Genomic DNA, 13,160 nt, shown 5'->3' with positions numbered 1-13,160 from the left:
GACGAAAGACTGACCTTGTAACAGCCTTTGAAGTCGGACTGGGGCTGAAGTGGGGCGGGCGGGGCTCGAACCCGCGACCAATGGATTATGAGTCCACGGCTCTAACCGACTGAGCTACCGCCCCGGGCACAGTTGTGCGGCACCCATGGTCCCACACCGTCGACAGCTGACGACCGGAGGCCGCAGGGAAGCGTACGCGAATCGCCATTCGCGCACGTCCGGTGGCACGACGAGCGACCATGATGCATGACAGCTTTGCGGGTCGTACTGGCGGCATGCCTTGCCCTCGCAGTCGCCGGATGCTCGACGACGCGTACCACTGCGCTCAAGACCATCGACCCCACGCACCTGCAGACGGTCGTCGAAAACGCCGCCAACAAGCTTGGGGTGCCGGGCGCACTGGTGTTGATACAGACCCCGCAGGGCACGTTCACCGCGAAGGTCGGCACCACCGAACTCGGCGCACAGACGCCGCCGCAGCCCGACACGCACTTCCGGATCGCCTCGAACACCAAGACCATGACGGCTGCACTGATCGTGCTTCTTGCCCAGGACGGCAAGCTCAGCCTCCACGCCCCGATATCGACCTACGTTCCCGGCGTGCCCAACGGTGAGAAGATCACGCTCGCCGACCTGTTGACGATGCGCAGCGGACTTTACTGCTACACCAACGCTCCCGAGCTTTCGGTAGCGCTCGACGCCGACCCGGCGAAAGCGTGGACACCGCAGCAGGTGCTGGGAATCGCCTTCGCGCACCAGACGAGTGCCCCGCCGGATAGCACCTACGAGTACTGCAACACCAACTACGCGCTGCTGGGCCTGGTCGCCGAGAAGGTCGGCGGTCGGCCGCTGGCCGAGCAATTGCATGACCGCCTGTTCGCTCCGCTCGGCATGCAGGGCACCACACTGCCTGGTGCGGACGACACAGCCCTGCCCGAGCCATATGCGCACGGCTATATGTACGGAACGACGCTGTACGCCATGATTGACCAGGATTATCCGGCCGACATGGTCGCAGCAGCACAAGCCGGCACTCTCAAACCAATCGACTACACCCACCAGAACCCGTCATATGCCCAGGCGGCCGGGGGCGCGATCTCCACCGCCGACGATCTGGCCACCTGGATGCGCGCCTTAATGACCGGCAAGGTCTTCGACGCCGACTACCAACAGCAGTGGCTGACCAGCTTGCGGCCCGAGGACCCGGCCAAGCCGGATGACCAGCGGTACGGCTACGGCATCAGCTACCAGCGCTACGGACCCAACGCAGCGATGTACTACCACGGCGGGGAGATGCCCGGCTTCAACTCGTTCATGGGATTCGATCCGGATAACAATGTGGCGCTGGTCATTTGGACGAATTTGACGCTGTCCCCGGACGGCAGGACGACCGCCAACGCGCTGGTGCCGACCGCGCTGGACGAGATCTACACGGGTCTCAATCTCAGCTGAACCTCCGCGAGCAAGGTATCCGCCGTCGGCGAGGCCGCCCGCGCGGCGTCTACTGGGCCTGGCTTACTGACGACATGTGGAAGTTAGGAATCCGCAGGGTCGGCATGGCCACCCTGGTGGCCCAGTCGCCCCACTCCCGAGGCAACGTCACCTCGCTCACGCCGGCCTCGGTGGCCCGCCGCAACAAATCCAGCGGGCTCTCGTTGAAGCGGAAGTTGTTGACTGCCGCGGTGACCTCGCCGTCCTCGATCAGATAGACGCCGTCGCGGGTCAGCCCGGTCAGCAGCAGCACCGTCGGATCCACCTCGCGGATGTACCACAGCGTGCTCAGCAACAGGCCACGCTCGGTGCCGGCGATCATGTCGGCCAGCTCGGCCGAACCGCCGGTCATCAGCAGATTGTCGGCGGCCGCGGTCACCGGGACCCCGTATTCGGCGGCAACGGCTCGCGGATAGGCCAGCGCGTTGATCACCCCGTCGCGGACCCAGTCGACCCGCCTGATGCCCATCCCGTTGTCGAAGACCGACGTCCGCTCCGACGAACTGGCCACCGCCACAAAAGGCTGGCACGCCAACGCTTCCGCATAGGGGTCCGAATACAGCGTCAGACCCAGATCGGTGAGGCGCTCCCCCACCCGGGTGCCACCGGGCGCCGAGAGCGCCGTGCGGCCCTCCTGCGCACCGCGACCGTCCATGGTCCACGTCAGGTAAATCATCATGTCGGCAACCGTCGACGGCGGCATTATGGTCTCGTACCGACCGGCCGGAAGCTCGACTGTTCGCGATGCCCAGCCGAGCCGCAGTGTGAGGTCATCGAGCAGCGAATCAACGGGCACAGCAACGAAATCCGGTGTGCTGACCCCGGCCCAGGCACTGGCCCCGTCCCGCTTGGCGTTGATCTCCACCGATCCCGTCGGCTGCGTGTAGCGTCGGCGCAACCCACCCGAGGTCGCCACGAAAGTGGTCTCCACGATGTGTCGGGCGTATCCGTAGAGCCGGTCGGATCTGCCGAAGCCGCGCGCCAGATCGGCGGCGACCCCGGCGAACACCTGCGCACCGGTACCCGGCACCGGCTCATCCCAGTCGGTAGGTAAACAATCAGCCGGAAGCGGTGGTGCCGTATCACGGGCCGGCGGGGCAGCCAGCGCGGCGACCTTGGCAGCGGCCACCAGATCCGGGATCACGGCCGGATCCACCTCGGCGGACCGCACCGATCCGACGCACGCCTTATCTCCTTGGCGCACAATAGAAATCACGGTGGTGGTGCGGCTGATTGACTCGCCATTGGTGGTCATCGAATTGCCTGCCCAGCGCAACGCAGCGTCCGCACGGTCGGTGACCAGGACTATAGTTTCGTCGGGCCCGGCAGCGGCCAGCGCGATTTCGATGACTTGCTGTGCACCGATCATCGGCCCGCCTCCGTCCGGGTGTTGAGCACGTTGACGCCGCGAAACAGTGCGCTGGGGCAACCATGGCTGACCGGCGCGACCTGACCGGGCTGGGCCTTACCGCAGTTGAATGCCCCGCCCAGTCGCCAAGTCGACGGTCCCCCAACGGCTTCCATCGAACCCCAGAAGTCGGTCGTGGTGGCCTGGTAGGCGACGTCGCGCACCTGGCCGTCCAGCCGGCCGTCGCGGATCCGATAGAACCGCTGACCGGTGAACTGGAAGTTGTACCGCTGCATGTCGATCGACCAGCTCTTGTCACCCACGATGTAGAGACCGTCGGACACTCGCGAGATCAGGTCTTCGGTACTCAGACCATCGGCACCAGGCTGCAGCGACACGTTGGCCATCCGTTGGATCGGCACGTGGTGGGGTGAATCGGCATACGAACAACCGTTGGACCGGGCTTGACCGAGGCGCGGTGCGAACACCCGGTCGAGTTGATAGCCGACGAAGATGCCGTCGCGGACTAGGTCCCACGATTGCGCCCGCACTCCCTCGTCGTCGAAACCGACTGTTGCCAAACCGAATTCCACAGTGCGGTCGGCAGTCACGGTCATCACCTCGGAGCCGTATCGCATGGTGCCGAGCTTGTCGGGAGTGGCGAACGAGGTTCCAGCGTAGGCGGCTTCGTAACCGATCGCCCGGTCGTATTCGGTGGCGTGACCGATCGATTCGTGAATGGTCAGCCACAGGTTCGACGGGTCGATCACCAGGTCGGTAGGACCGGCAACCACCGACGGTGCCTTGGTCTTCTCGGTCAGCAGCACCGGGAGCTGGGCCAGCTCACCGGACCAATCCCATACCTCGTCACCGGCCACCGCCTCCCACCCGCGCGCCGTCGGCGGCGCGAGGGTGCGCATGGTTTCGAAGGACCCGGCGGCAGGGTCGACAGCGATGGCCTCCAGGGTCGGCTGCACCCGGACCCGCTGTTGGGTGATCGACGAGCCGAAAGTATCGGCATAAAAGCTCTGTTCCTTGACCGCGTGTACCCCGGCCGACACGTGGTCGACACCGTCAGCGGCCAGCAACCGCCCGGAGTACTCGTCGAGCACGACGATCTTGTCCGACGACGGCACCAGGAACGGATCGATGCCATAGCTGGACACCCACGCCACGTCGGTGTAGACGGGTTCGGGCGCCAGCTCGATGCGTTCGGCATTCAGCGGCGCGAGCGTCGTCGCCACGGCAACCGCCCGCCGAGCGGTCGCGGCAGCTACCGCCGGATCCAGCTCGGCATGCGAGGCGAACCCCCAGGTACCGTCCACGATCACCCGTACCGCCAGGCCCACCTCACGGTTGACCACCGCCGTCTCCAGTTCTCCGTCACGGAGCTGGATGATCTCGGTGGTGACCCGGTGAATCCGCAGATCCGCATATGTGGCGCCGGCAGCCAGCGCAGCAGACAATGCGGCATCGGCCAACTCGAACCGGGGCAACGCGAGGAAGTCGGCATCGACACGTCGCTGAGCTGTCACCTCTTCACGGTATCGGCCCCACTCCGCCGCGCAGCGATTGGCGCTCGTTGCGTCGCCCAAATATGTTTCAGGGGTGATTTCCTCTGCTACCGGTGCGGTCGCGCGATGGATCGTCCCTTCCCTGGCGGTTGCGGCCGTTGCATGCGCGGGCATTGCCGCCGAGACCACTCAGGTCACCGGCCCGGCGATACGCCTGGTCAGTGACGGCAATCCGCTGGCCGGACAGACCTTCTACGTCAACCCCGACTCGAAGGCGATGCGTGCCGCCAAGGGCGCGGGCAGTCCTGAGCTGGATGCCATCGCCAACACACCGACGGCGTACTGGATGGACAACGTGTCGAGCCTCGCGGTCGACTCGAAATACATCGCCACGGCGCAGGCGGCCGGCACCATGCCGATCCTCGCGCTCTACGGCATTCCGCATCGCGACTGCGGCAGCTACGCTGCGGGTGGGTTCGGCTCCGCGGATGCCTACAAGGGCTGGATCGACGGCGTCGCAGCCGCCATCGGAAGCGGACCGGCTGCGGTCATCCTCGAACCCGATGCTCTGGCGATGGCCGACTGTCTGTCCAGCGCCCAGCGCCAGGAACGCTTCGACTTGATGAGCTACGCCGTCGATACGTTGACCCGCAATCCGGCCACCGCCCTGTACGTCGACGCCGGGCACTCGCGCTGGGTGAGCGCCCCGGAGATGGCCGACCGGCTCAACCAGGTAGGTGTGGCCAAAGCCCGGGGCTTCAGCCTCAACACCGCGAACTTCTTCACCACCGACGAGGAAATCGGTTACGGCGACGCGATTTCCGGCGCCGTCGGCGGCAAACCCTACGTCATCGACACCTCGCGCAACGGTGCGGGACCGGCGGGCGGGGACATGTACTGGTGCAACCCCAGCGGCCGGGCACTCGGTGCCGCGCCCACCACGGCGACCGGAAACGGAAACGTCGACGCCTTCCTGTGGGTGAAGCGTCCCGGTGAATCCGACGGCTCGTGCGGTTCCGGCGAACCGTCTGCCGGCACCTTCGTCAACCAGTACGCCGTCGACCTGGTACGCAACGCGGGCCACTAGAGCCATCGGTGGGCCGCTCAGGCAGTGGCCGGCTGCACCACCGCGACGCACTCGCCGAAACCCACGGTGACAGCACCCGGCCGCTGGGCATGCGCGGTCAAAGTGATCTCGTCACCGTCCTCGAGGAAAGTGCGGGTCTCACCGTTCGGCAGGGTGACGGGGTTGTTGCCACCGTGGCTGAGTTCCATCAGGCTGCCGGCGGAGCCGGGTTCTGAGCCGGACAGGGTGCCGCTGCCCAACAGGTCGCCCGGCCGCAGGTCGCAGCCGTTGCTGGTGTGATGGGTGATCATCTGTGCCACGGTCCAGTACATGTGCCGGCTGGAGGAACGCGAGATCACGTAGGCCGCCGCGCCGGTCTCGCGCATACGAGCAGTGCGGATGCGCACTTCAAAGTCGACGTCGAGTCCGCCGTGGGCGCGATGTTCAGGGTTGTCGAGATAGGACAGCGGTTGCGGGTCGTCGGGGGGCCGGGTCACCGGAATGTGAAACGGCGCCAACGCTTCCGGGGTGATCACCCACGGTGAGACGGTGGTACCGAAGTTCTTCGCCAGGAACGGGCCCAGCGGTTGGTACTCCCAGGCTTGCACGTCGCGCGCGGACCAATCGTTGAGCAGGCAGTAGCCGGCAACATGGTCTTCGGCGTCGTCGAGAGGCACCGGCTCGCCCAGACGATTTCCCGGTCCGATCCACACCCCCAGTTCCAGTTCGAGGTCCAGACGACGGGTCGGCGCGAACGTGGGCACCTGTTGGTGATCGAGTTTGAACTGGCCGTGCGGACGGATGACCGGGGTGCCGCTGACCCGGACACTGGAGGCCCGTCCGTGGTAGGCCACAGGGACCCACTTGTAGTTGGGAAGCAGAGGATCGTCGGGCCGAAACAACGCACCGATGTTGCGCGCATGGTCGATTCCGACGTAGAAGTCGGTGTAGTCGCCCACGTGGGCAGGGAGGAGGATGTCGACCTCCGACACAGGGGTCAGGAACTTGGCGACGGATTGCGCGTGCGGTGCACCTTCCACGAGCAGTGCGTGAAGCTCTCTGCGCAGCGCGACCCGCGGTGCGGTGCCCGAGGTGAACAGTTCATTGAGGGTGCCGGCAGCCGCGACATGGGCGGCAGCCTGGGCCGGCTCGGTGAGCAACCCCGATTCCGCCAGTTGACGCAGGGAAAGCACGGCGTCGCCGATGCGGACGACACCGTGCGGTTCCTCGGCCACACCGGCCACCACTCCGAACGGGAGGTTCTGTAGGGGAAAATCACTGTCGGGTCCCGCGGAGGCAACCCAGCTGCGTCGGTTCGGATCGTGCGTGAAATCGAGTGTGGAACTCGGTGGCGTCACGGCCGGCTCGGGTCGAATCGTTTGACCAGACCGCTCCAGCAGTCCGCGTAATCCAGCTGCCGTTGCGGAACATCCGCCGCGTAACGCGTGACCTTTTGGGGGAACCGGGTTTCGAACATGAAGGCCAGCGTGTTCTCCTGTTTCACCGGTTTCAGCGCCACGGTGCTGGCGGCTTCGAAGGCCTGGGCATCGGGGCCGTGCGGCATCATGCCGTTGTGCAGGCTGAAGCCGCCCGGCACAAAGCCATCGGGTTTGGCGTCGTACACACCGCGAATGAGTCCCATGAACTCACTCATGACGTTCATGTGGTACCACGGCGGCCGGAAGGTGTCCTCGGCGACCATCCACCGTTCGGGGAAGCACACGAAGTCGACATTGGCGGTTCCCGGTGTCTCGCTCTGCGAGGTCAAGACGGTGAAGATGGACGGGTCGGCGTGATCGAACAGCACGGGACCGACCGGCGAGAAGCGCCGCATGTCGTACTTGTACGGTGCGTAATTCCCGTGCCAGGCAACAACATCGAGCGGTGAATGATTCAGCTCGGTCTGCCACAGCGTGCCGCCCCATTTGACATAGAGGGTGGACGGGACGTCGCGATCCTCATACGCCGCGACGGGGGTGAGAAAATCGCGGGAATTCGCCAGGCAGTTCGCGCCGATCGGCCCTCGTTCGGGGAGAGTGAATGCTCCGCCGTAGTTTTCGCACAGGTAGCCCCGGGCCGGTCCGGCGGGCACCTCGACACGCAGCTTCACCCCGCGCGGGATGACGACGATCTCGCAGGGCTCGGCATCGATGATGCCGAATTCGGTCCAGAACCGGACATTCCCGTGTTCCAGAACGAAGAGCATCTCGGCGTCGCCGTTGTAGAAGTAGCTGTCCACCATCGAGGCGGTGACGGTGTAGACGCTGCAGGCGAAACCGGTGCGGGTTCCGACGTCGCCGCCGGTGGTGATCGTGCGAACACCGGTGATGAACGTCGTGTCTTCGTCGGGTATTGGTAATGCGTTCCAACGCATTTGGGCGATGGGGACGGGCGGAGCGTCATCGGGCGCAGAACGCCAATGCGCAACACCGCCGGTGGGGCTGCCGGGCTCGGTGGTCACGGCCGTGAACCGGCCTGAGTGGGCCACGCTGGGCCGGATCCGATACAGCCAGGACCGCTCGTTGTGGGCGCGCGGCGCGGTGAACGGTGATCCGCTGAGCTGCTCGGCATAGAGCCCGTAGGCACAGCGCTGCGGCGAGTTGCGGCCGACCGGTAATGCGCCCGGTAATGCCTCGCTTTCGAAGGTGTTGCCAAAGCCGGACAGGTAGTCGGTCATCAGAGATTGCCGCGCTTTTCCTGCTCACGCTCGATCGACTCGAACAGGGCCTTGAAGTTACCTTTCCCGAAGCCCAGTGACCCGTGCCGCTCGATGAGCTCGAAGAAGACCGTCGGCCGGTCCCCCAGCGGCTTGGTGAAGATCTGCAGCAGGTATCCGTCCTCGTCCCGGTCGACGAGGATGCCGCGTTTGTGCAGTTCGTCCACGGGTACCCGGACTTCGCCGATGCGGGCACGCAGTTGCGGATCCTCGTAGTAAGCGTCGGGAGTATCGAGGAATTGCACACCTCTGCTGCGTAGCTCGTCGACGCTGCGCACGATGTCGTCGGTGGCCAGCGCGAGGTGCTGTGCCCCCGGTCCGCGATAGAACTCCAGGTACTCGTCGATCTGGGACTTGCGCTTGGCGACTGCTGGTTCGTTGAGCGGGAACTTGACGCGATGGTTGCCGTTGGCGACGACTTTGGACATCAGCGCCGAGTAGTCGGTGGCGATGTCATCGCCGATGAACTCGGCCATGTTCACAAAACCCATGACCCGGTGATAGAAGTCGACCCACTCATCCATCTTGCCCAGCTCGACATTGCCGACGATGTGGTCCAGCGCCTGGAAAAGCCGCCCGGACTTATCGTCGCGCCGGGCGTAAGTGCCCGTTGCCGCTTGGTATCCCGGCAGGTAGGGACCGTCGTACCGAATGCCGTCCACCTCGCGCTGGACAAGGGTGTGCCGGGTTTCCCCATACGCCGCGATGGCCGCGACCCGCACGGTGCCATGTTCGTCGGACATGTCGTGCGGTTCCTCGCACACCGTCGCGCCGGCTCGTCGGGCCTGACTGACGCACTTGTCGACGTCAGGAACCTCGAGTGCGATATCGAGGACGCCATCACCGTGCTTGGCGTGGTGGGCCACCAGCGGGCTGTCGGGACTGACCGCGCCCTTCAGGACAAAACGGATGGAACCTGACCGCAGCACGAACGCCTTATGGTCCCGGTTGCCGTTCTCCGGTCCCGAGTAGGCAACCAACTCCATGCCCCAGGTGGACTGGTAATAGCTAGCGGCCTGAGTGGCGTTGCCGACTACGAAAACGATGGCGTCCCAGCCATTGACGGGAAAGGGATCATGGCTCTGGTCGTAATCGACCAGGCCGACAAGCTGTCTGAGCTGGTTGAGGTCGAGCTCAGCCTGCTTTTCCTGCTCACTCAAATCGATCTGGTCGGTCATGATGGCATCCGTTCCATGCCCCATGGTAGTGCCGGAACGAGTGCTGTGGGCTCAGGCGCGTTCGACGATCCGCGCAGTCGCGGTTGCGGTGGCGACAACCTCACCCGTGGAGTCCTGAAGCGTACCGCCAAGCTCGGCGACCATCGCCCTCACCGCCACGACCCGACCATGGCCGATCAGCCGTCCCGTCGTTGCCGGACGCACGAAAGTCGTGTGAAGTTCCAGGGTCTCGATGAACTGCCCGGCTGTCAGCGTCGCCAGCAACGCGGGCCCGACGGTGTCGTAGAGCATCGCAGACAGAAAGCCGCCCAACACCCACGCGCTCGTCTCGGTTTCGCTTGTCGAAGAGCCCGCGAATAAGCAGCCACGTTGCCGACTCCCAGACTCACGATTGGCGGCCCAAAGCCCAGGGTGGCAGCCCCCGGACCTGCCACCACGCGGTCAGACAACTCGTAGTCGACGAAACCCACAAGGGCCCAGTGCGTTTCGATAATGGACGCCGTGGCGGCCGAAGAGACGCAGGAAACGGTCGCTGGAGCCAGCCAATTGGACTGGGTATCGACTCTTGCTTCCGCTCATGCGCAGTTCATCCAGGATGTCAGCGCCGCTTACATCAAAGCCGCCCAGGAGTCCCGTCAGTAGCACTCGACTAGCAACCGTGTCGCCTCAGATCTCGAACTTACAACAGCATTGCGGAGACTCTGCAGACTCATGGTTCTACGGAGTAGCGTCGGCGACTCGTTCAATGCGTAACCCTTTAATATCGAGCCGTCAGGGACTTTCTAAAATGACAGCCAGTGAGTCGCCAGCACACTTCGCCGCTACCACGGTCGAAGAGAAGATCAACCGCATCGGAGCCGGCCCAGAGACCGTAGCGAGAAAGAAGGTACCGCGATGACATACCGACAAAATCTCACTAAGTCAATGGTGTTGGGGCGCAATTCATTTAGCTATTCGACCGAATCTCTGCACGGAGCCGTGCTGGCGATGACCGAGTCGTCGCCCACCAGGGGTGACCGTCCGTGAGAGTCGACATCCGCAATCGCGAAGCCGTAGCAGCCGACGGGACAAGTCTGTTCGTCTCCGAATCCGGTAGCGGCGAAGACGTTCTGTGCATCCCCGGCATCGGATACGCCTCGTGGTCATTTCATTACCAGGTCGAACCACTCTCCGAGGTCGCTCGGGTACTGCTGATGGACAACCGGGGCACGGGACGTTCCGACAAGCCCGCTGGTCCGTATTCCATTGCCCAGATGGCCGACGATGCCTACCATGTGCTGCGGCAATGCGCGGCGGGTCCGGCGCACATTGTGGGGACGTCGATGGGCGGTTACATCGCCATGACACTCGCTCTGCGTCACCCGGAAGCGGTGTCTTCGTTGGTACTGGTAGCGACCACCAGTGGTGGTTTGGGTTCACGTCCGGTGCCGTTGGCCATACGAAATGCCTGGACTTCCGCGGCGTCTCTGGGCTCGGAGGGATTTGCTCGCGCGACCATGCCGCTGTCATTCGCGCCGGGATGGGTTGACGCACATCCTGAGCAGTTCAACGAGTTGTTGGAGCTGCGGTTGCAGGCCAGTACGCCGGTCGCCTGCTGGCGGTCGCAGTACCAGGCATGCGCCTCATATCTGAGTCGTGGATTGCAACGAGGACCGATCAGCCAGCCCGCGGTGATCGTGCACGGCACTGCCGACCGCGTGCTGCCGTACGAAAACGCGGCTCATCTCGCGCGCCGGCTTCCCCAGGCCTCCGTCGTCACACTTGACGGCGCGGGGCACCTGTGCTGGATCGAGCAGCCGGAGGTCATCAATGAGATCGTTCGAAACACATTGGGCAACAATCGACTCTAGGTATTGCGCCCGCAATCGCGTAGCGGCCCAGGACGCAGCAGGCTGAGCCGAGAACCGAGTTCGGCCACGATGACCTCCACCCGCGCAGCTTCGCGAGTTTGACGCAGCCTCGACCTGGATAAGCACTGACCGGTACACGGCCCTGCCGGTTGCCTCGCTTCGAAATCAGACCACGAAGGGCCTCTCAGCCATGCGCCCCCTCCTCCGCAAACCGCTCCCAACAGCGGATTCACTCTCATTTCCAAGCCGATCGTCCGACCGCGTTGCAAATAATGCAGATGCTTCGTATAGTACGCAGTGTCGGTGCGACAAACCTGAATCGGCGACGGCCGGCCGCCGACGGTTGAACCCGACTACAAGAGTGACGCGGTGGAAGCTGTGATTTGCGCCGACGGTTGTTGACCGACGAGCAGAGTTCGTTGCTTCTGCAGCTCTACAAATCGATGGTCACGCCCAGCGGACCCCCATCCCACAAGGAGAACCACATGTCTGACTACACCGAGATCGCAAACCATCTGACCGACCAGTGGATTGCATCGCTGGAGCGCGCGACGATCGTACTGCCGGACCTCGAGGAGAGCCTGAAGGCCCTGTCGACCTTCCCGGCTATCTCCGTCGGCGAGGTGCCGAGCCTGCCCAGCCCCAAGGAGGTTGTGGAGGCCAACTACGCGATCGCCCAGCGCCTGCTCGCCGCGCAGCGCGACTTCGCCCTGGCCGTGATCAAGAAGTCCAGCCTGACCGAGACCGAGACCGAAACCTCTGCCAAGCCGCCCGCTGCTGCTGCGGCCAAGCCGGCTGCTGCTGCTGCCAAGCCGGCTGCTGCTGCTGCCAAGTAAGAATCCCGCTCAACGGCGGCTGGCCATTCTTTGGCCGACGAGAACCCGCCACCACTCGTTGGTGGCGGGTTCTCCTTGCTACAAGCCAGGGCTGGCGGCAGACTCGCTACGCCGAACACCGAATCCCACTTGGTAATTCTGCGATGAACATGCCTGTGCACGCCCAGAACACAACACCGTGGGCAGACTGAGTTCGATCACGACATAGACATCGCAAAACCGCACCCGCACACGTCGATCCACCTCTACTGTCGAGTCGACTGCCGTTCACAGCACCGCCATACGGCCGACACCGACACGAAGGGGCGAAACGCGACCATGAGTGATCGAGTAGCAGTAGAGACGCCGAGTCTGTATCACTATCTGGCGGAGCCCTATCGGGCCGTGGCGGAGCACATGGCATTCGTCGGTGCAATCCCCGCGTTGGGTATGGCGCACGCCGGCGAAGGGCAAGGCCGACACGTGCTCGTGATTCCTGGCCTGATGTCCGACGACCTGTCCACACGATTGATGCGCAAGACGATTGATCTGGCCGGCTATCGGTCTCATGGCTGGCGGCTCGGCCGAAACATCGGCCCGACACGCGCGGCCATCGAGGGCATTGTGATGAGACTGGAGGATCTCGCCAATCGGCAGGGCGGCCCGATACCGGTCGTCGGTTGGAGCCTGGGCGGTTTGTTTGCGCGTGAACTCGCCATGTTGCGGCCGCATCTCGTCGACCGAGTGATCACCATGGGGTCACCGGTCAACACGATCCCCCAGCGACAGTCTTCGGGTGCCAAAATTCATGACCTCTTCGAAGCCAAGCACTCGCCGTCATATTCGTCAGACCAGTGGCGCACGCACCACGAGAATCCTCTCCAGCCGATCACCTCCATATTTTCCAAGTCAGACGGAATCGTGCAATGGAAGACGGCCTGTGTGGATGACGGACCGCGCGCCGAAAATGTCGAGGTCTTCGGTTCTCATTTCGGGCTGGGTGCGAACGCCACCGTTGTTCACGTCGTCCTTGACCGGCTCGCTGTGTCAGTGGACGACTGGCGGCCGTTCCGTGCGGAACCCCTGATCGCACAACTGTTTCCGACGTCACACTCACTCGCCGCATGACTGTGGTGGGCGATGCCGCTACTCGGCAGAATCCGACCATAAGGCGCGGACCAA

Annotated in this window: 12 protein-coding genes and 1 tRNA gene; 6 read left to right on the top strand and 7 right to left on the bottom strand. The window is 64.1% G+C overall.

The genetic code is table 11. The features are described from left to right. Positions 1–50 precede the first annotated feature (50 nt). Positions 51–124, bottom strand: a tRNA-Ile gene (locus H276_RS0103470). Positions 125–246: 122 nt separating this feature from the next. On the opposite strand from H276_RS0103470, the gene H276_RS0103465 reads away from it, so the two are divergent. Then, positions 247–1,452 carry a serine hydrolase gene (locus H276_RS0103465; protein WP_019969915.1) on the top strand — a complete coding sequence of 402 codons (1,206 nt, stop codon included), beginning with the start codon at positions 247–249 and terminating at the stop codon, positions 1,450–1,452. Positions 1,453–1,501: 49 nt separating this feature from the next. On the opposite strand, the gene H276_RS0103460 is transcribed toward H276_RS0103465, so the two are convergent. Together H276_RS0103460 and H276_RS0103455 are read right to left on the bottom strand one after the other, a co-directional pair. After that, positions 1,502–2,860, bottom strand: coding sequence for a metallopeptidase TldD-related protein (locus H276_RS0103460; RefSeq protein ID WP_019969914.1), 1,359 nt, complete (start codon positions 2,858–2,860; stop codon positions 1,502–1,504). Then, entirely contained in the window at positions 2,857–4,374 is a 1,518-nt protein-coding gene (locus H276_RS0103455) for a TldD/PmbA family protein (RefSeq protein ID WP_019969913.1), read from the bottom strand. Before H276_RS0103455 ends, H276_RS0103460 begins: the two co-directional genes overlap by 4 nt. A 37-nt stretch (positions 4,375–4,411) precedes the next feature. Between H276_RS0103455 and H276_RS0103450 the strand changes: the two genes are divergently transcribed. Next, positions 4,412–5,440 (top strand): glycoside hydrolase family 6 protein, encoded by a 1,029-nt coding sequence (locus tag H276_RS0103450; protein ID WP_369758393.1) that lies wholly within the window; start codon positions 4,412–4,414, stop codon positions 5,438–5,440. A 17-nt stretch (positions 5,441–5,457) separates the two neighbouring features. Here H276_RS0103450 and fahA read toward each other — a convergent pair whose 3' ends face one another. The 4 genes from fahA to H276_RS0103430 are packed head-to-tail and all read right to left on the bottom strand — an operon-like array spanning position 5,458 to position 9,628. Then, positions 5,458–6,777 (bottom strand): fumarylacetoacetase, encoded by a 1,320-nt coding sequence (fahA, locus tag H276_RS0103445; RefSeq protein WP_019969911.1) that lies wholly within the window; start codon positions 6,775–6,777, stop codon positions 5,458–5,460. After that, complete coding sequence (gene hmgA, locus H276_RS0103440; protein WP_019969910.1) at positions 6,774–8,096, bottom strand: homogentisate 1,2-dioxygenase; 1,323 nt, start codon at positions 8,094–8,096, stop codon at positions 6,774–6,776. Before hmgA ends, fahA begins: the two co-directional genes overlap by 4 nt. Next, positions 8,096–9,313 carry a 4-hydroxyphenylpyruvate dioxygenase gene (gene hppD / locus H276_RS0103435; protein WP_026356543.1) on the bottom strand — a complete coding sequence of 406 codons (1,218 nt, stop codon included), beginning with the start codon at positions 9,311–9,313 and terminating at the stop codon, positions 8,096–8,098. The genes hmgA and hppD overlap by 1 nt, the downstream gene beginning before the upstream one ends. A 51-nt stretch (positions 9,314–9,364) precedes the next feature. Beyond that, positions 9,365–9,628, bottom strand: a complete 264-nt coding sequence (locus H276_RS0103430) for a PaaI family thioesterase (RefSeq protein ID WP_019969908.1) — start codon at positions 9,626–9,628, stop codon at positions 9,365–9,367. A gap of 186 nt (positions 9,629–9,814) precedes the next feature. Between H276_RS0103430 and H276_RS24470 the strand changes: the two genes are divergently transcribed. From H276_RS24470 to H276_RS0103410, 4 genes are all read left to right on the top strand, one after another. Continuing rightward, positions 9,815–9,955: a hypothetical protein gene (locus H276_RS24470; RefSeq protein ID WP_155942937.1), complete on the top strand. Its 141-nt coding sequence runs from the start codon at positions 9,815–9,817 to the stop codon at positions 9,953–9,955. A gap of 380 nt (positions 9,956–10,335) precedes the next feature. Further along, positions 10,336–11,163, top strand: a complete 828-nt coding sequence (locus H276_RS0103420) for an alpha/beta fold hydrolase (protein ID WP_019969905.1) — start codon at positions 10,336–10,338, stop codon at positions 11,161–11,163. Positions 11,164–11,648: 485 nt separating this feature from the next. Continuing rightward, a complete protein-coding gene (locus H276_RS0103415; protein WP_155942936.1) occupies positions 11,649–11,999 on the top strand; it encodes a hypothetical protein in 351 nt (116 codons plus the stop codon). 396 nt (positions 12,000–12,395) lie between these two features. Further along, positions 12,396–13,106, top strand: a complete 711-nt coding sequence (locus H276_RS0103410; RefSeq protein ID WP_231376592.1) for a triacylglycerol lipase — start codon at positions 12,396–12,398, stop codon at positions 13,104–13,106. Positions 13,107–13,160: the final 54 nt, after the last annotated feature.

This window comes from Mycobacterium sp. 141 (genome assembly GCF_000382405.1).
GTDB lineage: Bacteria > Actinomycetota > Actinomycetes > Mycobacteriales > Mycobacteriaceae > Mycobacterium.
This window is presented reverse-complemented; position numbering and strand designations above follow the sequence as displayed.

Bases quoted from the DNA above. Each gene is read 5' to 3' on its own strand.
- H276_RS0103465 (WP_019969915.1), top strand. From the start codon at position 247: ATGACAGCTTTGCGGGTCGTACTGGCGGCATGCCTTGCCCTCGCAGTC.
- H276_RS0103460 (WP_019969914.1), bottom strand. From the start codon at position 2,860: ATGATCGGTGCACAGCAAGTCATCGAAATCGCGCTGGCCGCTGCCGGG.
- hmgA (WP_019969910.1), bottom strand. From the start codon at position 8,096: ATGACCGACTACCTGTCCGGCTTTGGCAACACCTTCGAAAGCGAGGCA.
- hppD (WP_026356543.1), bottom strand. From the start codon at position 9,313: ATGACCGACCAGATCGATTTGAGTGAGCAGGAAAAGCAGGCTGAGCTC.
- H276_RS0103415 (WP_155942936.1), top strand. From the start codon at position 11,649: ATGTCTGACTACACCGAGATCGCAAACCATCTGACCGACCAGTGGATT.
- H276_RS0103410 (WP_231376592.1), top strand. From the start codon at position 12,396: ATGGCATTCGTCGGTGCAATCCCCGCGTTGGGTATGGCGCACGCCGGC.